At 67.3% G+C, this 20,669-nt stretch carries 17 protein-coding genes; 9 read left to right on the top strand and 8 right to left on the bottom strand.

Going from position 1 to position 20,669, the window contains the following annotated elements; translation table 11 throughout:
- Positions 1 to 165 precede the first annotated feature (165 nt).
- Positions 166 to 2,877 (top strand): phosphoenolpyruvate carboxylase, encoded by a 2,712-nt coding sequence (gene ppc, locus VPH47_RS17940; protein WP_368851399.1) that lies wholly within the window; start codon positions 166 to 168, stop codon positions 2,875 to 2,877.
- Positions 2,878 to 2,995: 118 nt separating this feature from the next.
- Positions 2,996 to 3,457, top strand: coding sequence for a hypothetical protein (locus VPH47_RS17935; RefSeq protein ID WP_368851398.1), 462 nt, complete (start codon positions 2,996 to 2,998; stop codon positions 3,455 to 3,457).
- Positions 3,458 to 3,482: 25 nt separating this feature from the next.
- Here the strand turns inward: VPH47_RS17935 and VPH47_RS17930 are convergent, their stop codons facing one another.
- Together VPH47_RS17930 and metK are read right to left on the bottom strand one after the other, a co-directional pair.
- Positions 3,483 to 3,989: an acyl-CoA thioesterase gene (locus tag VPH47_RS17930; RefSeq protein WP_121504888.1), complete on the bottom strand. Its 507-nt coding sequence runs from the start codon at positions 3,987 to 3,989 to the stop codon at positions 3,483 to 3,485.
- Between the two features lie 139 nt (positions 3,990 to 4,128).
- Positions 4,129 to 5,340 carry a methionine adenosyltransferase gene (metK, locus tag VPH47_RS17925; protein ID WP_010481882.1) on the bottom strand — a complete coding sequence of 404 codons (1,212 nt, stop codon included), beginning with the start codon at positions 5,338 to 5,340 and terminating at the stop codon, positions 4,129 to 4,131.
- A gap of 335 nt (positions 5,341 to 5,675) precedes the next feature.
- Here metK and VPH47_RS17920 point away from each other — a divergent pair, with 335 nt between their 5' ends.
- The 3 genes from VPH47_RS17920 to VPH47_RS17910 all read left to right on the top strand — a co-directional run bounded on the left by VPH47_RS17920 (position 5,676) and on the right by VPH47_RS17910 (position 9,375).
- A complete protein-coding gene (locus VPH47_RS17920; protein ID WP_110711064.1) occupies positions 5,676 to 7,391 on the top strand; it encodes a lysophospholipid acyltransferase family protein in 1,716 nt (571 codons plus the stop codon).
- Positions 7,388 to 8,188: a UDP-2,3-diacylglucosamine diphosphatase gene (locus VPH47_RS17915; RefSeq protein WP_368851397.1), complete on the top strand. Its 801-nt coding sequence runs from the start codon at positions 7,388 to 7,390 to the stop codon at positions 8,186 to 8,188. Before VPH47_RS17920 ends, VPH47_RS17915 begins: the two co-directional genes overlap by 4 nt.
- A gap of 119 nt (positions 8,189 to 8,307) precedes the next feature.
- The gene (locus VPH47_RS17910) at positions 8,308 to 9,375 is read left to right on the top strand and encodes a metal-dependent hydrolase (protein ID WP_153856312.1); all 1,068 of its coding nucleotides are present in this window, start codon (positions 8,308 to 8,310) and stop codon (positions 9,373 to 9,375) included.
- A gap of 75 nt (positions 9,376 to 9,450) precedes the next feature.
- Here VPH47_RS17910 and VPH47_RS17905 read toward each other — a convergent pair whose 3' ends face one another.
- From VPH47_RS17905 to VPH47_RS17890, 4 genes are all read right to left on the bottom strand, one after another.
- Entirely contained in the window at positions 9,451 to 10,278 is an 828-nt protein-coding gene (locus VPH47_RS17905) for a class I SAM-dependent methyltransferase (RefSeq protein ID WP_368851396.1), read from the bottom strand.
- Positions 10,279 to 10,390: 112 nt separating this feature from the next.
- Positions 10,391 to 11,386: a tRNA dihydrouridine synthase DusB gene (gene dusB / locus VPH47_RS17900; protein WP_368851395.1), complete on the bottom strand. Its 996-nt coding sequence runs from the start codon at positions 11,384 to 11,386 to the stop codon at positions 10,391 to 10,393.
- 147 nt (positions 11,387 to 11,533) lie between these two features.
- Entirely contained in the window at positions 11,534 to 11,965 is a 432-nt protein-coding gene (locus VPH47_RS17895) for a hypothetical protein (protein WP_164161613.1), read from the bottom strand.
- A gap of 81 nt (positions 11,966 to 12,046) precedes the next feature.
- Entirely contained in the window at positions 12,047 to 12,964 is a 918-nt protein-coding gene (locus tag VPH47_RS17890; protein WP_368851394.1) for a LysR family transcriptional regulator, read from the bottom strand.
- A 93-nt stretch (positions 12,965 to 13,057) separates the two neighbouring features.
- On the opposite strand from VPH47_RS17890, the gene VPH47_RS17885 reads away from it, so the two are divergent.
- A complete protein-coding gene (locus VPH47_RS17885) occupies positions 13,058 to 14,239 on the top strand; it encodes an MFS transporter (protein ID WP_110711069.1) in 1,182 nt (393 codons plus the stop codon).
- 81 nt (positions 14,240 to 14,320) lie between these two features.
- Here VPH47_RS17885 and VPH47_RS17880 read toward each other — a convergent pair whose 3' ends face one another.
- The gene (locus VPH47_RS17880; RefSeq protein ID WP_180854791.1) at positions 14,321 to 15,286 is read right to left on the bottom strand and encodes a ribokinase; all 966 of its coding nucleotides are present in this window, start codon (positions 15,284 to 15,286) and stop codon (positions 14,321 to 14,323) included.
- A gap of 25 nt (positions 15,287 to 15,311) precedes the next feature.
- A complete protein-coding gene (locus VPH47_RS17875) occupies positions 15,312 to 16,610 on the bottom strand; it encodes a NupC/NupG family nucleoside CNT transporter (RefSeq protein ID WP_049399786.1) in 1,299 nt (432 codons plus the stop codon).
- 193 nt (positions 16,611 to 16,803) lie between these two features.
- On the opposite strand from VPH47_RS17875, the gene VPH47_RS17870 reads away from it, so the two are divergent.
- The 3 genes from VPH47_RS17870 to VPH47_RS17860 all read left to right on the top strand — a co-directional run bounded on the left by VPH47_RS17870 (position 16,804) and on the right by VPH47_RS17860 (position 20,666).
- Positions 16,804 to 17,775 carry an aldo/keto reductase gene (locus tag VPH47_RS17870; RefSeq protein WP_197611186.1) on the top strand — a complete coding sequence of 324 codons (972 nt, stop codon included), beginning with the start codon at positions 16,804 to 16,806 and terminating at the stop codon, positions 17,773 to 17,775.
- Between the two features lie 299 nt (positions 17,776 to 18,074).
- Positions 18,075 to 18,269, top strand: a complete 195-nt coding sequence (gene hemP / locus VPH47_RS17865) for a hemin uptake protein HemP (RefSeq protein ID WP_005412278.1) — start codon at positions 18,075 to 18,077, stop codon at positions 18,267 to 18,269.
- Between the two features lie 153 nt (positions 18,270 to 18,422).
- The gene (locus tag VPH47_RS17860; RefSeq protein WP_368851393.1) at positions 18,423 to 20,666 is read left to right on the top strand and encodes a TonB-dependent hemoglobin/transferrin/lactoferrin family receptor; all 2,244 of its coding nucleotides are present in this window, start codon (positions 18,423 to 18,425) and stop codon (positions 20,664 to 20,666) included.
- The last annotated feature ends 3 nt before the right edge of the window (positions 20,667 to 20,669 follow it).

The following is a 20,669-nucleotide window of genomic DNA, read 5'->3' as shown; positions in this document are numbered from 1 at the left end:
CGGTAGTGCCGGCCGCTGGCCGGCAACCTCATGGACCCACGCGACCTGAGGTTGCTGGCCAGCGGCCGGCACTACCAGATGAAACCATTTTTGCATCGCAGCACGATGCCCGTTCTGGTTTAGGCTTGGGGTCTGGATCCGTTGACCGAGGCCTGTGCGTCGCCGATGAACGAGTACCGCAGCAGCATCGAGTTTGCTTCCCCCGATCTTCCGCTTCGCGATGACGTGCGCCGGCTCGGCGCGCTGGTCGGCGACCTGCTGGTTGAACAGGTCTCTGCCGCCTTCCTCGACGATGTCGAAGACGTGCGCACCCGCGCCATCGCCCGCCGCGAGAACCAGGCGCCGCTGTCGGAGCTGGCCGATGGCCTGGCCGGGCGCACGCCGCAACAGGCCGAGACCATGGTGCGGGCCTTCAGCACCTACTTCCAGGTGGTCAACATCGCCGAGCGCGTGCATCGCATCCGCCGCCGCCGTGACTACCAGCGCGCCGGTACCGCAGGGGCGCAGCCCGATGGCCTGCAGGATGCACTGCAGCACCTGAAGGCGCAGGGCGTGGGCCTGGACGAGCTGGCGCAGTGGCTGCCCCGCATCGACATCGAACCGGTGTTCACCGCACATCCGACCGAAGCAGTGCGCCGCGCGCTGCTGGAGAAGGAGCAGCTGATGGTGGCCAGCCTGGTCGACAATCTCGACGGCCAGCGCACGCCGGGTGAAGCCGCCGCCGATGCCGCGCGCTTCCGCATGGCGCTGACCGCCTCATGGCAGACCACCGATTCCTCGCCGGTGCGGCCCACCGTCGATGACGAGCGCGAGCACGTCGGCTTCTACCTGGTGCAGGTGCTGTACCGGGTGATTCCGGTGCTGTACGAATCGCTGCAGCAGGCGCTGTGCGATACCTACGGCGAAGAGCTGCCGCTGCCACGCCTGCTGCGCTTCGGTACCTGGGTGGGTGGTGATATGGACGGCAACCCGAACGTGGACGCGCACACCATCCGCAATACGCTGGATGCGCAGCGGCAGGCAGTGCTCGGGCGCTACCAGAAGGAACTGCTGCAGCTGGCCAGCCTGCTCAGCCAGTCCACCGAGCGGGTGGGCGTAAGCGATGCGCTGCAGGCGCGCGTGGCGCACTACCAGCAGCTGCTGCCGCAGGTGCAGTCGCGCCCACGCCATGCCGACATGCCCTACCGCCTGCTCAATGACCGCATGCGTGCACGCCTGCAGGCCACGCTGGATGACGGCGAAGGCGCTTACGCCGGCCCCGATGAACTGATCGACGACCTGCAGCTGATCCTCGACAGCCTGCGCGCCAACCGCGGGGAGCATGCCGGTGGCTTTGCCGTACAGCGCCTGCTGTGGCGGGTGAAGACCTTCGGCTTCCACCTGGCGCGGTTGGACGTGCGCCAGGAATCGAGCGTGCATGCGCGCGCGCTGGCCACCGTGCTGGGCGGCGACGCAGCGTGGGACCGTCTCGATGCCGTGGGGCGTGCGCGTCTGCTGGCGCCGCATGCCAGTGGGGACGCGCCGTTGCCGAAGGGCGACGACGAAGGCAACCAGCGACTGGACGCCGTGTTCGCGGCGTTGGCCGATGCGCGTGCGCGCCATGGTGGCGATGCGCTGGGCAGCTACATCATCTCGATGGCACACGACCGCAGTGACGTGCTGGCCGTGCTGGCGCTGGCACGCCGTGGCGGCCTGGTGGAAGAGGGCGGTTCGGTGCCGCTGGATATTGCGCCATTGTTCGAAACCGTGGACGACCTCAAGCGTGGCACCGCCACCCTGCGTGACCTGCTGGCCGACCCGATCTATCGCGCGCACCTGCACGCACGCGACGACGTGCAGATGGTGATGCTGGGCTATTCGGACAGCAGCAAGGACGGTGGCATCGCCGCTTCGCGCTGGGGCCTGCAGCGTGCGCAGGTGGAACTGCTGGAGGTGGCGGCCGAGGCCGGCATCCGCCTGACCTTCTTCCATGGCCGTGGTGGTTCGATCAGCCGTGGTGGCGGCAAGACCACGCACGCGGTGGATGCTTCGCCACGCGGCAGCATTGATGGCCGCCTGCGGGTGACCGAGCAGGGCGAAGTGATCCATCGCAAATACGGCATCCGTGCGCTGGCGCTGCGCTCGCTGGAACAGGCCACCGGCGCGGTACTGCGCGCCAGCCTGCGCCCGCGGGCTGCCGAACCCCGCGAGGATGAGTGGCGACCGGTGATGGATGTGGTCGCTGGCTCCAGCAGCGAGGTCTACCGCGCCTTCGTCGGCCAGGCAGGCTTCATGGACTACTTCCGCACCGCCACGCCGATCGATGTGATCGAGCGGATGACGCTGGGCTCGCGTCCGTCGCGCCGGCTCGGCCAGGACGCAGCACTGGGCAACCTGCGCGCGATTCCGTGGGTATTCGCCTGGAGCCAGGCACGCGCGGTGATTCCCGGCTGGTATGGCGTGGGCAGTGGCCTGCAGGCGGCGATTGATGCCGGCCACGAACAGACCCTGCGCGACATGGCGCGAGACTGGCCGTTTTTCCGTACGTTCCTGGACGACATCGCCATGGTGCTGTCCAAGGGCGATATCACCATTGCCGAGCAGTTCTCGAAGCTGTCCGGCGAGCTGCACGGGCGCTTCTTCCCACAGGTGCAGCGCGAACTGGAACTCACCCGGCACTGGCTGCTGGCGCTGATGGACCAGCGGACGCTGCTGGACCACGATGCGCGGCTTGCGCTGTCGATCCGCCTGCGCAATCCCTACGTCGATCCGATCAGCGTGCTGCAGGTGGATCTGCTGCAGCGCTGGCGGACCAGCGGGCGCGAGGATGAGGACCTGCTGCGCGCGCTGGTGGCCTGCGTGAACGGTGTTTCGCAGGGCGTGCAGAACACCGGGTGAAATGCATCCGCCGGGCGTTGCCCGGCGAATTCGAAATGGTAGTGCCGGCCGCTGGCCGGCACTACCACGATGTCGGATGCACGGCTGCCTCCGGCACCTTCCGGTATCCTCCCGCCCCATGAAGCATTCCTGGCGTATCAGCAAATACTGGCAGCGGACGCCTGAGGGGTACCTATGGTCACCGCCCGAGGAGTGGACTGACTTCAGCGATGTCGGCAAGCGCGTGAGCATCGAGGATTACCTCGTTGTCGAGGATGCCTATCTGGACGTGATAAGGCGTTTCTGCGTCGGCATCGGTGTCGAGTTCCTTCGCATCCAGTCGCTTTCTTCGCACGGCCCGTGTCAGTACCACGAGGGCCAGCAACTCGGCCTGCACGAGATTGAGCGGGTGGCGCGCGGCGTGCTGCGCAACGCCTTCTGGTGCAAGCTGGTCTGTCAGAACGCCGAAGTGCACTTCGGCTACGACTACTACATGTATGCGGTGTCGTCGGTGGACGCCTCGGCCGCATTGGCAGACGCCAACCCGTTATTGAACATCGAGCGGTTCCGCTCTCCCTATCTGCCCGAACGGGAAGAGTAGTGCCGGCCGCTGGCCGGCAAAGCCCTCATTCTTCCGGCGATGGCGGGTTCGACGCCAGCAGTTCCAGATGGCGCTGTTCCATTTCCTGGCGCAGCTGGCGGCGGATCAATGCGGCGGCCTGGCGGCGCTTCTCGTCGGAGGTGGCCGGCTGCAACGGCGGCACCGGCGTCGGCCGGCCTTCCTCATCCACGGCCACCATGGTGAAGAAGCAGCTGTTGGCGTGGCGCACGCTGCGCTTGAGGATGTCCTCGGCCACCACCTTGATGCCGATCTCCATCGACGAGGTGCCGGTATGGTTCACCGAGGCCAGGAAGGTGACCAGCTCGCCCACCGCAATCGGCTGGCGGAACATCACCTGGTCCACCGACAGGGTGACCACGTAGCTGCCGGCGTAACGGCTGGCGCAGGCGTAGGCGACCTGGTCGAGCAGGCGCAGGATGGCGCCACCGTGGACCTTGCCGGAGAAATTGGCCATCTCCGGCGACATCAGCACGGTCATGGACAGCTGGTGGGTTTTGAGTTCGGTCGACATGCGGCGATTGTATCGGCAACCGGTAGTGCCGGCCGCTGGCCGGCAACCACGCGACTGTTTCCGGAGGCCATGAAAAAGCCGGCCAGCGGCCGGCTCTACCAGAAAAGAGAAGGGCCGCTTGCGCGGCCCTTCGTGTTTCTTACTTCAGCTTCGCATCGGCGCGCAGGGCGGCGGCGCGGTCGGTCTTCTCCCACGAGAAGGCCGTGGCGTTGACGGTCTCGCCTTCGCCGTTGAGGTAGCTGAACTCCTTCGGCTTGCGGCCGAAGTGGCCGTAGGCCGCAGTCTGCTGGTACATCGGGTGCACCAGGTCCAGCATCTTGATGATGCCGTACGGGCGCAGGTCGAAGTGCTTGCGGATCAGCTTCTCGATCTTGTCGTCGCTGATCTTGCCGGTGCCGAAGGTGGTGACCGAGATCGAGGTCGGCTCAGCCACGCCGATGGCGTAGGAGACCTGCACTTCGCAACGGTCGGCCAGGCCGGCGGCAACCACGTTCTTGGCGACGTAACGGGCCGCGTAGGCCGCCGAACGATCGACCTTGGACGGGTCCTTGCCGGAGAAGGCGCCACCACCGTGACGGGCCCAGCCGCCGTAGGTGTCGACGATGATCTTGCGGCCGGTCAGGCCGCAGTCGCCCACCGGGCCGCCGATCTCGAACTTGCCGGTCGGGTTGATGTGGAACTTGGTGCCCTTGTGCAGCCACTTGGCCGGCAGCACCGGCTTGATGATCTCTTCGCGGACGGCCTCGATGAGGTCCTTCTGCTTGATGCCCGGGGCGTGCTGGGTCGACAGGACCACGGCGTCGATGGCCGAGACCACGCCGTTTTCATAGCGCAGGGTGACCTGGCTCTTGGCGTCCGGGCGCAGCCACGACAGCGGCGAGTTCTTCTTCTTGCGGATCTTGGCCTGCTGCTCGACCAGGCGGTGCGACAGGTGGATCGCGGCCGGCATGTAGCTGTCGGTCTCGTTGGTGGCATAGCCGAACATCAGGCCCTGGTCGCCAGCGCCCATTTCTTCCGGTTTCTTGCGATCCACGCCCTGGGCGATGTGCGGCGACTGCTTGCCGATCAGGTTCAGCACGCCGCAGGTGGCGCCGTCGAAGCCGACGTCGGAGCTGTCGTAGCCGATGTCCGTGATGACCTTGCGGGTCAGCGCTTCCAGGTCGATCCAGGCGCTGGTGGTGATCTCACCGGCCACGATGGCAACACCGGTCTTGACCATGGTCTCGCAGGCCACGCGGGCGCGCTGGTCCTGGGTCAGGATCGCGTCCAGCACCGCATCGGAGATCTGGTCGGCAACCTTGTCCGGATGGCCTTCGGAGACCGACTCGGAGGTGAAGAGATAGCTGGACATCAGGCGTAATATCCCTTGATTCGGATGGAAAGATGGGCGCGAATGATACACGGGGTGCGCCGCCTGTGCATTGTGAACCTGTACCGGTTGCCGGTGGTTAAGCCCGCGTAGCCCCGGCAGGGGCCGTCCGGCCGGGATTGGGGTCCAGCCTCGAGGCCTAGTGTTCCACCAGCGTGACAACACGCCGGGCTGCTACCGGCCCCGACTGCGCGGGCCGCAACGCCCGGCAGCGGCTGTCCGGCCGTCATCGTTCTGCCCCAAAACCGCCATCTGGCTGCCGCCTGCCGAGCGCAGGCTGTCGGCCAATCCGGCCGCCGGGCATGAGTGGATCTGCCATGCAGGAACTTGAACAGCGTCTCCAGCAACGCTTCCCCGATTGGTTCCACGGCCGCCGGGGCCAATTGGCGCGGCCATTGCTGCGCAGCGTCGGTCGCTGGTCGCGGCTGGACCAGATCGAAGCCTTCCTGCAGCGCAGCTCAGGCCTGCGTGGTTTCGGCTTCGTCGCCGCCGGCCTGGAGTTCATCGACGGCCAGTACCAGGTGGATCCGGCCGCGCTGGCGAAGATCCCGGCCACCGGCCGCCTGCTGATCGTCGCCAACCACCCTTCCGGGGCACTGGACGCCCTCGCACTGCTGGACGCGGTCGGCCGCATCCGCCGTGACGTGCGGATCGTGGCCAACGACCTGCTGGGGGCGATCGCGCCACTGCAGGACCTGCTGCTGCCGGTACGCATCCTCGGTGGCAAGGCCCAGCGTGGCAGCCTGCATGCCGTCGAAGAGGCGCTGGCCGCCGAGCAGTGCGTGATCGTGTTCCCGGCCGGCGAGGTCTCGCGGCTGTCGCTGCGCGGCATCCGTGATGGCCGCTGGCAGCGCGGTTTCGTCCGCTTTGCCCGTGCCGCTGGCGCGCCGGTGCTGCCGGTGCGTGTGGAGGCGCGCAACTCGGCGCTGTTCTACGGCGCCTCGACCCTGTTCAAGCCGGCGGGCACCGCGCTGCTGGCGCGCGAGATGTTCACCCGTCGTGGCCGTCCGCTGCGGCTGAGCATCGGCGAGCCGATGCAGCTGGGCAGGGGCGGCGACCCGGGCGCACAGCTGCTGGCGGTGCGCCGCGCGCTGTATGCGCTGGGCCGTAATGGGGCGGCGGGCGATGCCGCGGCTGTTGCAGGCCCCGAGCCGCTGGCGTCCCCGGTGCCACCTTCGCAGGTCGCCGCCGGCATCGCTGCCGCCACCCAGCTGGGCCAGACCGCCGACGGCAAGCAGATCCTGCTGGCGACCTGTACCGCCGATTCGCCACTGCTGCTGGAGCTGGGCCGCCTGCGCGAGCTGACCTTCCGCCAGGTGGGCGAGGGCACCGGGCGCAGCCGCGACCTGGACGATTACGATCCGCAGTACGAGCACATCGTGATCTGGGACGCCGCCGCGCAGCGCATCGCCGGTGCCTACCGGATCATGCGCGGTGCGCAGGCGTTGGCCCGGCACGGCCTGTCCGGGCTCTACAGCGCGTCGCTGTTCCGCTATTCCGACGACGCCATCACCCACATCGCCGAAGGCCTGGAACTGGGCCGCAGCTTCGTGGTACCCGACTACTGGGGCAGCCGCAGCCTGGATTACCTGTGGCAGGGCATCGGCGCCTACCTGCAGTGCCGGCCGGGCATCCGCTACCTGTTCGGCGCGGTGTCGATCAGCGCAGCGCTGCCACGCGATGCACGCGAGCAGCTGGTGGCGTACTACCAGCGCTACTACAGCGGTACCGCCGGCCTGGTCGAATCGAACCGCCCCTTCCAGTACTTCGCCGCGCCGCCGAGTTTCGGCGAGCTGGATGCAGGTGCCGCGTTCGATGTGCTCAAGGCCAACCTGGCCGCACTGGGTACCGGTGTGCCGACGCTGTACCGCCAGTACACCGATCTGTGCGAACCCGGCGGCGCGCGCTTCCTCGCCTTCGGTGTCGACCCGGATTTCAGCGATTCGATCGACGGCCTGATCGAGGTGGACCTGTGCGCGATCAGGCCGAACAAGCGCAAACGCTACCTGCGCGACGCGGGGACGCCGGCATGAGCACGCTGGCGAACCTGTCGCCGCACCGGCGCGCAGTGTTCGTCTCCGACGTGCACCTGGGTTCACGTCATTGCCATGCCACCGAGCTGGCGCGGTTCCTCTCGCAGCTGCGCTGCGAACGGTTGTACCTGGTGGGCGACATCATCGACCTGTGGTGGATGGCGCATCGCCGCGCCAACTGGCGCCAGTCGCACAGCGAAGTCATCCAGGCCCTGCATGCGCTGCGCCGTGCAGGGACCGAGATCATCTACATCCCCGGCAACCACGACGCCTCGCTGCGCCACGTATGTGGGCTGATGCTGCCGGCCATGCAGGTGCGCCGCCGCGCCATCCACGTGACCGCCGACGGCCGTCGCTTGCTGGTCGCGCATGGGGACGAGTACGACGGGGTAACCCACTTCGGTGGCCTGCAGGAAAAGTTCGGTGACTGGCTGTACTACCGCATCCTGACCGGCAACCAGGCGCTGAACGCGGTGCGGCGGCGGCTGGGCATGCGCTACTGGTCGCTCTCGGAATTCCTGAAGAAGCGCAGTGGTGCGGCCGAACGCTACATCGAGCGCTTCGTGCAGGCCGGGCTGGACGATGTGCGCCGGCGCGGCCTGGATGGCATCGTCTGCGGCCACATCCACCGCGCCGCACTGATCGAGCGCGATGGACTGGTCTACGCCAACGACGGCGACTGGGTGGAGAGCCTGACTGCACTGGCCGAAGACCATGATGGCGCGCTGCGCCTGCTCGATCACAACGGCCAGACCCTGGTGGAACTGCCGGGCGCGCGCTTGTCGCAGGCGGCATAACGCGCGTCTGCCCTCCTGTAGCGCCGAGCCCATGCTCGGCTGACGTGGCGCCGAACGAAGAGCAGCCGAGCATGGGCTCGGCTCTACATACACCGCCCGCAAGCCGCTAGCATCGGCCCATGGATTCCCTGACCCAGATCGTGCTCGGCGGCGCCGTCGCTGCTGCCATCGCTCCGCCCGGCCACCGCCGCGCGGCCCTGCTGGCCGGTGCCGCGCTCGGTACCCTGCCGGACCTCGACGCCCTGTGGCTCGGCTTCACTGCCGCCGATCCGGTGGCGAACATGATCGAGCACCGCAGCTTCAGCCATTCGCTGCTGGTGCTGCCCTGGGTGGCGGCGCTGATCTGGTGGTTGTTCAAGCGCTTCGGCAACGGGCGGGTCGCACAGTCACCGGTGCGCTGGTTCTGGGCGATCCTGCTGGCGTTGGTCACTCATCCCGTGCTCGATGCGTTCACCGTGTATGGCACGCAGCTGTGGTGGCCGTTGCGGCCACACCCGACCATGGGTTCCAGCGTCTTCATCATCGATCCGGCCTACACCGTGTGGCTGCTGCTGGGCTGCGTGCTGGCCTGGTTTGGCCGCGCCCGGCCTTGGGCGGGCAAGGTGCTGGGCGTGGCCCTGCTGCTCAGCAGTGGCTACCTGGGCTGGGGCCTGATCGCCAAGGCCCAGGTCGACCGTGCCGCACAGCAGAGCCTGGCCGCGATGGGCCTGGGCAATGCGCCGCGCTTTTCGGTACCGATGCCGTTCAATACCCTGCTGTGGCGGGTGGTGGCGATGACGCCGAACGGCTACGTAGTGGGCGACCGTTCGCTGGTGGCCGACCACGGGCCGATGCGGTTCGAAGGCCATGCGTCCAACGTGCAGGCGTTGCGTGAAGCAGGGAGCGTCCCGGCGGTGCAGCAGCTGACGTGGTTCAACCGTGGCTTCATGCGTGCACAGGTGGTTGACGGCCGGCTGGTGCTGAGCGACCTGCGCATGGGCCTGGAACCGGATTACACGTTCAACTTCGCGGTGGCCGAGCAGGCTGATGGGCAGTGGCGGGCGATCACGCCCGAGCAGGTGCGGGTGGATTACAGCAGCCCGGCCGCACGCGCCGACGTTGGACGCCGGTTGGCCGCGATGTGGCAGCGGATCTGGCAGGAGCCGGCAGCACAGCCGGGTGCGGTCGACCACAGCGCCGTGCATTGATCGGTAGATCCACGCCATGCGTGGATGGCGGGGTGCATCGGCGAAGGCAGCCACGCATGGCGTGGCTCCACCGAATCAATACACCGTGGCGCGGCCCTGCACGAACGAGTAGAAGAACACCGCGTTCGGGTCGTTCTGCACCAGGCGGAACTCGCGACGCATGCCTTCCACGGTTTCCTCGTCCACCGATCCGGCCTGCAACAGTTGGTCGGCGGCCGACAGCAGCAGCTGTTCCCAGAACGCGATCATCGTCTTGCGACGTGCCGGCTCGCGGTTGTCCAGGTGGATGGTCTTGATCTCGGTGTGCACGTCGCGGAAGCCGCCGGCCAGCAGCAGGTTGCCCAGCTTGGCACCGACGAACGGGTCTCCCCCGTGGTCGTACTGGAAATCGTTGAAGGCCATCCAGTAGCGCCAGATATGCGGCGAATACGGGTCGAGCAGGAACGAGGCATTCATCACCTCGGTGATGTAGACCGGCGAACCCGGGGCCAGCACGCGGCGCACCTCGCTCAGTACGCGTGCTGGTGACGGTACGTGCTCCAGCACCCAGCACAGGAACGCCGCGTCGAAGCTGCGTGCCTCGAACGGAAGTTCGCCAGCGTCGGCCTGCTGCAGGGTGTAGCGGTCGCTGCACCACGGTGTGCGCGCCAGGTTCTCGCGCGCGGTGGCCAGCTGTGTTTCGCTCAGGTCCACGCCGGTCACGTGCAGCTCGGGGAAGCGGCGCAGCAGGATTTCGGTCTGCGCGCCGACGCCGCTGCCGACTTCCAGCAGGCGACGCGCGCCGCTGTAGTCGATCTGGCTGAAGATGCTCGATTCCAGCAGCCGTGCCTGGGTCATCAGGCGCTGCTGCTCGGTGCCGGAAAAGCCGTGCAGGTAGGTCGGGGAGGAGATCGGCGGGGTCATGGGGGCGGGCTCTTGTAGCGTCGAGCGTGATCAATGGAAGGGGCGCGTAGAGTCGAGCAAGCTCGACTCTACGGATCAAGGCAGTCGGGCAGGTTACGAGCGGCTGGCGCGCTCAGGCAGCAGATGACAACGCCGGTTCCCCGGCGATCAGACGGTCGAAGTACTCGGTGGTCAGCGCGATCTGGCTCTGCGGGTCTTCGGCGCGGTTGACCACTGCGCGGAAGGCGGCATTCTCCGGTCGATCCTTGGCGTACCAGCCCAGGTGCTTGCGCGCGATGCGCACGCCCTGCGGCTCGCCATAAAACGCATGCAGCGCATGCAGGTGGCCGAGCAGGATGTCGCGCACTTCATCCAGCGACGGCGGCGGCAGTTCCTCGCCGGTGGCCAGGTAGTGCGCCACCTCGCGGAAGATCCACGGCCGGCCCTGTGCCGAGCGGCCGATCATCACTGCGTCCACGCCGGTTTCCTTCAGGACGAACGCCGCCTTCTGCGGCGAATCGATGTCACCGTTGGCGATCACCGGAATGCGCAGTGCGGCCTTGATCTCGCCGATCGTGGCGTACTCGGCCTGGCCGGTGTAGTGCTGGTCGCGGGTGCGGCCGTGCACAGCCAGTGCGGCGATGCCGCTGTCCTCGGCGATGCGGGCGATCAGAGGGCCGTTGCGGTGGTCGCAGTCCCAACCGGTACGGATCTTCAGGGTGACCGGCACGTCCACCGCGTTGACCACCGCTTCGAGGATGCGCGCCACCAGCTGTTCGTCGCGCATCAGTGCCGAACCGGCCCAGGCGTTGCACACCTTCTTGGCCGGGCAGCCCATGTTGATGTCGATGATCTGCGCGCCGTGGTCCACGTTGTAGCGGGCGGCTTCGGCCAACTGCTGCGGCTCGGTGCCGGCGATCTGCACGCTGATCGGTGCCGGCTCGCCGTCATGGTCCATGCGATGGATCGACTTGCGCGTGGTCCAGAAGCGCGGGTCGCTGATGGTCATTTCCGAGGCGGCCAGTCCCGCGCCCAGCCGTTTGCACAGCAGGCGGAAAGGCTTGTCGGTAACGCCGGCCATGGGCGCCAGCACGACGTTGGGGGCAATGGTGTACGGGCCGATCTGCATGCGCCCATTGTAGGGCGCGGGCGGCGGTACGGCCGTGTCGGGCGCGGTCCGGTTCAGGCCGATCCGCACCCAGCTCATGCCGTACCGGCATCAACAGATGCTTGACGGTTGCTTCCGCCGCCCCCAAGGGCGGGCGATGGTGGGCGGCTAGCCCAGGCTCTGCCAGGCCTGGCGGGTCCCCACGGCGAAGGCCAGCCCCAGGCCCAGGCAGACCAGCGAACTGACCGCCCAGAAGCGCGTGCCGTTGTACCCCGGTCGGAACAGCGCCAGGCCGAAGCCCATCATGGCGCGCAGCAACAGCAGCGCGGCAATGCCTGGCAGGACCAGGCGGCTGGCCGGCAACGGCGCATGCCAGCCGGCAGCAGCCAGCGCGTACAGCGCCCAGGCAACCAGCAGGGCGGTGATGCCGGCGGTCATCAGCGGCGGCCACCAGTGGCCGGCGTGGGCCAACCGGACCATGCGCGGGCCGGCGCCGAAACGCTCGTACCAGGGCGCGCCGAAGGCGATGCAGCCAATGTGCAGCAGGGCCGCGATGGCACTGCCGGCGGCCGCGATCAGCAGCCAGGGGAATCCGTCCATGTCCTGCCCACGCAGAGAAGCTGCGCGGATGGTGGGCGACGACCGGGATGCGGGCAATGCGACAAGCGGTCGCAGCCGGGATCAGCGCGGCGGATCGATCCGCAGTCCTGAACCGAGACGGTCCAACGCCACATCCACGCGTGGCAGCCGTTGCCGGCCCTGTGGCCACAACAGGCGCAGGGGCAGGCCGCGGCAGTCCAGCGCCGGCAGGATCGACACAAGGCTGCCGCGCGCCAGCGCATCATCGACCAGCCAGGAGGCCAGCTGGGCGATGCCAAAGCCGGCCTCGACCGCCGCGACCTGCGCTTCGGCACTGCCGACCACCAGCCGCGCGCGGGCCTGCAGCGGCGTGCTACGCCGTCCAGCATCCGCCACCTGCCACGGTCCGATGCTGCCGTCGGCACGGCCGAACAGTACGCCGTCATGGTCGGTCAGTTCGGCCGCGGACGTCGGCAGGCCATGCTGCTGCAGATAGGCCGGGGACGCGCAGAAGCGCAGGCATTCGTAGCCGAGCAGGCGGCTGCCCAGGGTGGCCGGCAGCGGCTCCGGTCCACCGATGCGCACGGCCAGGTCGATGCCGTCCTCGGTCAGGTCGACGAAGCGGTCGCTGAAGGTCACCTGTGGCCGCAGCTGCGGAAACGTGTCGGCCAGCTGCAGCAGCAACGGCCAGACTTTCAGGCGCCCGAAGGTGGCCGGGGCATCCACCCGCAGCCGGCCCACGGGAGCGTCTGCGTGCGACACCAGTACCGACTCGGCATCGGCCAGCTCACCCAGCACGCGCACGCAGGTGCGGTAGAAGCCCTCACCGGCTTCGGTCAGGCGAAGGCGGCGGGTGCTGCGTTCAAACAACCGCGCTCCCAGCCGCGCCTCCAGCCGAGCAATGGTCTTGCCCACAGCCGAGCTGGTCAGGTGCAGGCGCTCGGCGGCCGCAGTGAAGCTGCCGGCATCGGCGGTGGCGACGAAGGCCTCGATGCCGCGCAGGCGCTCGGTGGGAAGCATGGGGGAAATCCAGTCCGGAATCGATGGAAAACATAGCAGTAATCGGAACCTGGGGAGGAAATAGGCTGACGGCCCCTGTTCTGATGCCCGCTCATGTCCTCCCTCGATTCCGCCGTGGCCACTGTCCACGCAAATGCTCGCGCACGTCTTTCGGTCGTCCTGCTGGCGGTGTCCGCCTTCGTCATCGTCACCACCGAATTCCTGATCGTTGGCCTGTTGCCGGCACTGGCACGCGACCTTGGTATTGGCATTGCGCGCGCCGGACAACTGGTCACCCTGTTCGCGTTCACCGTGATGCTGGCCGGGCCACCCTTGACCGCGCTGCTGTCACACGTCAGCCGGCGCCGCCTGTTCGTGGTCATCCTGCTGTTGTTCGCGGCGTCCAACGCGCTGGCCGCGATGGCCACGCAGCCATGGCTGCTGGCGCTGGCGCGGGTGCTGCCGGCACTGGCGCTGCCGGTGTTCTGGGGCACGGCCAGTGAGACTGCTGCGCAGCTGGCCCCTGCAGGGCAGGGCGGTCGTGCGGTCGCGCGGGTCTACCTGGGCATCACCGCCGCAATGCTGTTCGGTATCCCACTGGGTACGTTGGCCGCCGACGCTCTCGGTTGGCGCGGCAGCTTCTGGCTGTTGGCGGCATTGTCACTGTTGATGGCCGGCGCATTGGCGACATGGATGCCGGACACCGAGGCCGGACCGCGTCGCGCGCTGGGCGAACAGGCACGTATGCTGCGCCAGCCGCCGTTGCTGGGCCATGTGCTGCTGTCGGTGCTGGTATTCACCGCGATGTTTGCGGCCTACACCTATCTGGCCGATGTACTGGAGCGGCTGATGCAGGTACCGGCGGCACAGGTGGGCTGGTGGCTGATGGGCTTCGGGGCCGTCGGGCTGATCGGCAATGCACTGGGCGGGCGCTGGGTCGATCGTGCGCCGCTGGGCGCAACGCTGGTGTTCTGCGCGGTGCTGGCGCTGGGCATTCTGGCCAGTGTCGGGATGGCCGGCCACGGCACGTTCGTGCTCATCGCGCTGGCTTCGTGGGGCGTGGCGCATACCGCGTTGTTCCCGTTGTGCCAGGTGCGGGTGATGCGTGCGGCGCCACGGGCGCAGGCGCTGGCGGGAACCTTGAATGTGTCTGCGGCCAACGCCGGAATCGGCCTGGGCGCGCTGCTCGGCGGCGGTGCGATCGAACGCTGGGGCCTGGACACGCTGGGCGTGGTGGCTGCTGCCGTGGCGTTGCTGGCGATTGCAGCGGGGCTGCTGTTGCGGCGCTGGCAGTAGACCCGCGCCGCGCGCGGACCGCCCATGAAAAAGCCCGGGCATCTGCATGCCCGGGCTCGCTCATCCACGCATGGCGTGGATCTACTTCACTTCCACGTCGGCCGGAGTGAAGCGCGGCATTGCCGCAGCGGCGCCTTCCTTCTCGGTCGAACGACCGGCGAACTGGTTGGCGAAGCGTACGTGGCGGGCGAACGGAGCGTCGGCCACCTGCGCCAGCGACGCGGCCAGCGCACCGTTGAAGGCGTCACCGGCACCGGTGGTGTCGATCGCCTGCACCTGTTCGGCGCCTACGCGGTAGTACGGCTGGGTATCGCCGCGCAGGTTCTCATCGGCATGCGACACGAACACGCCCACCGAACCCAGGGTCACCACCACGGTGCCGTTGCCGACCAGCTTGCGGCACAGCGCGTGCAGGCTGGCACCATCCAGCGCGGCGACGTCATTGGCATCCACGCGCTCACCGACATGGCGGCCGAGCAGGGCTGCGAACTCGGTTTCGTTCGGGGTGATCACATCGGCCAGCTTGAGCAGGCCGATGGTCGAAGGGGCGTCGGCCGGTGCGGTGTTGAGCACGGTGGTGACGCCGGCCTCGCGGGCCGTGGCCAGCGCCGCTTCAATGGTCTGCACCGGCGATTCCAGCTGCACCAGCACCACCTTGGCGCCGGTCAGCAGGCCCTGCTGCTGTTGCAGGAAGTCCGTGCTGAGCGCGGCGTTGGCACCCGGGCCGATCACGATGGTGTTGCGGCCACGGGCATCGACGTAGATGCCGGCGGTGCCGGTCGGCTCGCTGCTGGCCTCGGCGATCAGCGCGAAACCATCCTGCGCGGCCAGCTCGCGGGCGGTGCTGCCACCGGCGTCATCGCCCAGCGCACACACGAAGTGGGTGTCGGCGCCTGCGCGGCACGCTGCCACGGCCTGGTTGAAGCCCTTGCCACCGGGGCCGGTGCTGTAGCGGCCGGCAATGGTCGCACCCGGTGCCGGCAGCGACTCGCACCGCCACACGTGATCGACATTGAAGGAACCGACGACAACGACACTGCTGCTCATAGGGAATCTTTTCTCAACCAAGGGTTCAACTGAAGTGCGTCAGCACGCCGGCGATGGTCGCCGTCATGAAGGTGGCAATGGTACCGCCCAACACCGCGCGCAGGCCGAACTTGGCCAGATCGTGGCGACGTTCCGGGGCCAGGCCGCCGATGCCGCCGATCTGGATCGCGATCGAGCTGAAGTTGGCGAAGCCGCACAGCGCGTAGGTGGCGATCAGGCGGCCCTCCTCGGACAGGCTCACGCCCGCGATCTGGCCGTTCACGATCTGCGACAGCTCGGTGTAGGCCACGAACTCGTTGATCACGACCTTCTGGCCGATCAGCGAACCGACGGTGGTGGCATCGGCCCACGGCGTTCCGATCACCCAGGCGATCGGGGCCAGCACGTAGCCGAAGATGGTCGACAGGTTGGTCGGCTTGCCGATGGCAGCAGCCAGGCCGGTCACATCGCCGATCCAGGTCAGCGGGGCATTCAGCAGCGCGATCAGGGCGATGAAGGCCAGCAGCATCGCACCGATGTTCAGCGCCAGCTTCAGGCCGTCGCCGGCGCCGGCGGCGGCCGCGTCGATGATGTTGCTGGAGGTCTTCTCGACTTCCATCTTCACCGTGCCGCGGGTAAGCGGGGTGCCGGTCTCCGGGATCAGCAGCTTGGCCACGACCAGGGTGGCCGGGGCTGCCATGATGCTGGCCGCCAGCAGGTGCTTGGCATAGAACGCCTGCTGCGCCGGGTCGCCACCGCCGAGCATGCCCACGTAGGCCGCCAGCACGCCGCCGGCGATGTGGGCCATGCCGCCGATCATCATGGTCAGCAGCTCGGACTGGGTCATCCTGGCGATGTACGGGCGCACGGTCAGCGGCGCCTCGGTCTGGCCGATGAAGACGCTGGCGCAGACGCTGGTGGTTTCAGCACCGGACACGCGCATCACCTTGGTGATCGACCAGGCCATCACGCGCACGATGCCCTGCATGACGTTGAGGTGGTACATCACCCCCATCAGCGCAGAGAAGAAGATGATGGTCGGCAACACCTGGAAGGCGAAGATGAAGCCGTAGTTCTTGGTGTCCATCAACGAGCCGAAGATGAAGCCCGAGCCCTCGTTGACGTAGCTGAGGATCTTGACGAAGCCCTTGCCCAGTGCGTCGAACACGTCGCGTCCGCCCGGGACCAGGATCACCAGCGCCGCGAAGGCGATCTGCAGGGTGATACCGGTGGCAACCAGCTTCCAGTCAACCGCGCGCTTGTTATTGGAAAACAACCAGGTGATGCCGATCAGCACCGCCAACCCGAACAGGCCGAAGCCGATCCTGCCCAAACCTTCGACCATGTGAGTGACTCCCCTGGGGCGTCGCGAAAAACGGGAAGCCTAGTGCAGGGCAGGGGCCGGGGCAAGAAAAAGCAGCGTGCGCGCGGCCATCGGTACCGATCAGGCCAGCAACGGCAAGGGCTTGCGCGCGGCGGGGGCAGGTAGAATGGGGTTCGATCCCGGCCCGGATGCGGGCCCGCAGCAGGAGATTTGCATGCAATACCGTCGCCTGGGCTCCACCGGCCTGCCGATTTCCGCCCTGTCCTTCGGCGCCTGGGTGACCTTCGGTGACCAGATCCCGCGCGACGAGGCCCGCAACCTGGTGGCCGCCGCTTGGGATCATGGCGTCAACTTCTTCGACAACGCCGAGGGCTATGCCAATGGCCGCGCCGAACAGGTGATGGGGGACGTGATCACCGACCTGCGCTTGCCGCGCGACGGTTTCTGCGTGTCCAGCAAGGTGTTCTTCGGTAGTGCCAAGGACCCTCGGCCCACCCAGCGCGGGCTGTCGCGCAAGCACGTGACTGATGCCTGCCATGCCGCGCTCAAGCGTCTGCGCGTGGACTACCTGGACCTTTATTATTGCCACCGCCCGGATCCGGACGCGCCGATCGCCGAGACCGTGCATGCCATGGACACCCTGGTGCGGCAGGGCAAGATCCTCTACTGGGGCACCTCGGAGTGGTCGGCGGCGCAGATCCAGCAGGCGCTGGACATCGCCGAGGCGCGCAACCTGCAGGGCCCGTCGATGGAGCAGCCGCAGTACAACCTGCTGCACCGCGAACGGGTGGAGGTGGAGTACGCACCGCTGTATGCCGGCGCTGGCCTGGGCACCACCATCTTCTCGCCGCTCGCCTCGGGCCTGCTCACTGGCAAGTACGACCAGGGCATCCCGGCTGATGCCCGGCTGGGCCGCGAAGGCATGGAGTGGTTGCACGCGCTGGTGCTGGGTGACGACACCGAGGCCCGCCTGGGCCAGGTGCGGCGCTTCAGCGAGGTGGCACGCGCGCTGGGTCATGCCCCGGCTACCCTGGCCATCGCCTGGTGCCTGCGCAACCCGAACGTCTCCAGCGTGATCCTCGGCGCCAGCCGGGTCAGCCAGCTGCTGCAGAACCTGCAGGCATTGGACGTGCTGGAGCAGGTCGACGCGGCCGGCTGGGCCCAGGTCGAAGCCGTCTTCGCCTGAAGGAGGCGGTCCCCTGTAGCGCCGAGCCATGCCCGGCTCCGCGCGAAGCGCGGGCTTCCAGCGCCCGGCTCCCTGTAGCGCCGAGCCATGCTCGGCTCCGCGCGAAGCGCGGGCTTCACCGGGACGCGATCGAAGCGCAGCCGAGCGTGGCTCGGCTCTACAAGTGGCATTCAATTGATGCAGTCTATCAATCCGCTAATTTTGATAATTAATCTCATCAATGAATTTGAGAATGGTTGTTGATTGTCAACTGAGAATCATTATCATTTAACTCGTCCCTCGCACGAGTCCAGATGCTCATGAATGCTCAACCTGTACTGCTGCGCCCCGAAACGCTGACCCTCCGCGATCGCCCGGTCCGCGTCGTTCCGCCGGAAGAGGTCATCGACAGCGAAGCCCTGCTCAAGGGCCGTCGTGAAATCCTGATCCAGCACGGCGACCGCTTCTATCGCCTGCGGCACACCAGCAACGACAAGCTGATCCTGACCAAGTAATCGCGGTCTGGTCGCCCGCCTCCCTCCCTCCTGCCGGCAGCGCCGACAGGGTGGGCGACCCGTCCGCTCCCGCTCTCTCCCCCTCGGTCTACCGCGTGCACCTTCCAGGTGTGCCGGTAACCGGGGGTTCCCCTGCCTGACCGAATGAACCCGATGACCCGCCATACCGCCCTGTGTCTTGCTGTCTGGATGGCTTTGCCGCTGTCCGCCCACGCTGCTGCCGCCGCTGCGCCCGACGCGCGCGAATTCGACCGGGTGCAGGTCACCGCCACCCGCACCGAGCGGGCGGTGAGTGACGTGGCGGCCACCGTGGACGTCATCGACCGCGAGCAGATGGACCGGCACCTGGTGCAGGACATCAAGGATCTGGTGCGCTACGAGCCGGGCCTGTCGGTCACCCGCAGCGCGACCCGCTTCGGCCTCGATGGTTTCCGCATCCGTGGCCTGGACGGCAACCGTGTGCGCATCCAGACCGATGGCATCGTCATGCCGACCCGGTTCGACATCGGTTCGTTCGCCAGTTCCAACCGCAATTTCACCGACCTCGATACGCTCAAGCGCGTGGAGATCGTGCGTGGTCCGGCCAGTTCGCTGTACGGCTCCGATGCACTCGGTGGCGTGGTCGCGTTCGTGACCAAGGAGCCGGCCGACTACCTCAAGGATGGCAAGAACAGCTACTTCGGCCTGAAGTTCGGCTACGACGGTGAGTGGAAGGGCCTGCTCGGCGGTGCCACCGCCGCCTTTGGTGGCGACCACTGGAGCGGCCTGGTCAACGTCAACCACCACCAGGGCCAGGAAACGGACAACAAGGGCACGGTGCGCAGCGACAACGACACCCGCACCGCGTCCAATCCGCAGGATCGTGATGGCCGCAGCCTGCTCAGCAAGCTGGTCTATGCACCGAGCGAAGACCAGCGCTTCCGCCTGACCGTGGAAGGCAACGAAGACACCACCGATACCAATGTGTTGTCGGCGATTGCCAGCGTTGCACCGCGCCCCGGCGCGATGGCTGCGGCCACTGGCATGAAGTCCCACGACACGCAGAAGCGCACCCGCGTGTCCTTTGCCCACGAAATGGATGCGCTGGACCAGCCGTTCGCCGACAGCCTGCATTGGCAGGTGTATGCGCAGAACAGCGAAACCCGGCAGCAGACCGACGAGACCCGCACCGACGGCAGCCGCCGTCACCGCGTGTTCTCCTTCGACCAGCATGCCTATGGCCTGCAGGCGCAGTTCAACAAGGCCTTCAGCACCGGTGCGGTCGAACACGCGCTGACCTACGGCTTCGAAGGCACCCGTACCGAGATCCGCCAGAAGCGCGACGGCTACCAGGTCAGCAAGGCCGGCGTGGTCAGCAACACGGTTGTGCCGGACACCTTCCCGGTGCGTGACTTCCCGATCAGCAAGACCACCGAGCTGGGCCTGTACGCACAGGATGAGATGCGCTTTGCCGATGGCAGGCTGTCGCTGGTGCCGGGCGTGCGCGTGGACCGTTACGAGCTGAAGCCGGAAGTGGACAGCATCTTCGCCGAAGACAACCCGACCACGGCTGTGGCCCAGCTGAAGAAGACCAGCGTGTCGCCGAAGCTGGGCATGGTCTGGCGCTTCACCGACCAGTGGTCGCTGTTCGCCGGCTATGCGCGTGGCTTCCGTTCGCCGCCGTACAACGACGTCAACATCGGCCTGACCAACGTGGCCTTCGGCTACACCGCCATCGCCAACCCGGACCTGAAGCCGGAAACCAGCGACGGCTACGAACTGGGCCTGCGCTTCATCGCGCCGGCGGCGTACGTCAGCGTCAGCGGCTACTACAACGACTACAAGGACTTCATCCAGTCCAACGTCGATACCGGCCGCAACGCACAGGGCTTGACCGTGTTCCAGTCGCAGAACATCGCTGATGCGCGGATCTACGGTGCGGAAATGAAGGCCGGCATCGAATTCGGTGAACTCAGCCCGGCGCTGAAGGGCTGGGCGCTGCGCAGTGCGTTGGCATGGTCGCGTGGTGACAACCGGACCGATGACGAACCGCTGGCCTCGGTCGATCCGCTGCGTGGCACGCTGGGCCTGATGTACGACACCGATAGCTGGGGCGTCGAACTGGCCGGCACCTTCGTGCAGCGCAAGAAGCGCCTGCCGCCGCCTGCCGCGCAGACCAATCCGAACGCACCGGCGCCGTTCGTCTACCAGCCGGCCGGCTACGGCGTGCTGGACCTGATGGCGCACTGGAACTTCGCACCGGGTGCCACCTTCAATGTCGGCGTGTTCAATCTGGCCGACAAGCGCTACATCGAATGGTCGTCGATCACCCCGAGCCTGATCACCAATCGCGCACTGAGCGATCGTTTCAGCAGCCCGGGCCGCACCTTCTCCGCCAGCCTTGCCGTTTCCTGGTGACCT

This window comes from Stenotrophomonas sp. WED208 (assembly GCF_040984485.1).
GTDB classification, from domain to species: Bacteria; Pseudomonadota; Gammaproteobacteria; order Xanthomonadales; family Xanthomonadaceae; genus Stenotrophomonas; species Stenotrophomonas riyadhensis.
The sequence above is the reverse complement of the archived record's forward strand: the minus strand, read 5'-3'. Positions and strand labels throughout refer to the sequence as shown.

Bases quoted from the DNA above. Each gene is read 5' to 3' on its own strand.
- ppc (WP_368851399.1), top strand. From the start codon at position 166: ATGAACGAGTACCGCAGCAGCATCGAGTTTGCTTCCCCCGATCTTCCG.
- VPH47_RS17935 (WP_368851398.1), top strand. From the start codon at position 2,996: ATGAAGCATTCCTGGCGTATCAGCAAATACTGGCAGCGGACGCCTGAG.
- VPH47_RS17930 (WP_121504888.1), bottom strand. From the start codon at position 3,989: ATGTCGACCGAACTCAAAACCCACCAGCTGTCCATGACCGTGCTGATG.
- metK (WP_010481882.1), bottom strand. From the start codon at position 5,340: ATGTCCAGCTATCTCTTCACCTCCGAGTCGGTCTCCGAAGGCCATCCG.
- VPH47_RS17920 (WP_110711064.1), top strand. From the start codon at position 5,676: ATGCAGGAACTTGAACAGCGTCTCCAGCAACGCTTCCCCGATTGGTTC.
- VPH47_RS17915 (WP_368851397.1), top strand. From the start codon at position 7,388: ATGAGCACGCTGGCGAACCTGTCGCCGCACCGGCGCGCAGTGTTCGTC.
- VPH47_RS17910 (WP_153856312.1), top strand. From the start codon at position 8,308: ATGGATTCCCTGACCCAGATCGTGCTCGGCGGCGCCGTCGCTGCTGCC.
- VPH47_RS17905 (WP_368851396.1), bottom strand. From the start codon at position 10,278: ATGACCCCGCCGATCTCCTCCCCGACCTACCTGCACGGCTTTTCCGGC.
- dusB (WP_368851395.1), bottom strand. From the start codon at position 11,386: ATGCAGATCGGCCCGTACACCATTGCCCCCAACGTCGTGCTGGCGCCC.
- VPH47_RS17895 (WP_164161613.1), bottom strand. From the start codon at position 11,965: ATGGACGGATTCCCCTGGCTGCTGATCGCGGCCGCCGGCAGTGCCATC.
- VPH47_RS17890 (WP_368851394.1), bottom strand. From the start codon at position 12,964: ATGCTTCCCACCGAGCGCCTGCGCGGCATCGAGGCCTTCGTCGCCACC.
- VPH47_RS17885 (WP_110711069.1), top strand. From the start codon at position 13,058: ATGTCCTCCCTCGATTCCGCCGTGGCCACTGTCCACGCAAATGCTCGC.
- VPH47_RS17880 (WP_180854791.1), bottom strand. From the start codon at position 15,286: ATGAGCAGCAGTGTCGTTGTCGTCGGTTCCTTCAATGTCGATCACGTG.
- VPH47_RS17875 (WP_049399786.1), bottom strand. From the start codon at position 16,610: ATGGTCGAAGGTTTGGGCAGGATCGGCTTCGGCCTGTTCGGGTTGGCG.
- VPH47_RS17870 (WP_197611186.1), top strand. From the start codon at position 16,804: ATGCAATACCGTCGCCTGGGCTCCACCGGCCTGCCGATTTCCGCCCTG.
- hemP (WP_005412278.1), top strand. From the start codon at position 18,075: ATGAATGCTCAACCTGTACTGCTGCGCCCCGAAACGCTGACCCTCCGC.
- VPH47_RS17860 (WP_368851393.1), top strand. From the start codon at position 18,423: ATGACCCGCCATACCGCCCTGTGTCTTGCTGTCTGGATGGCTTTGCCG.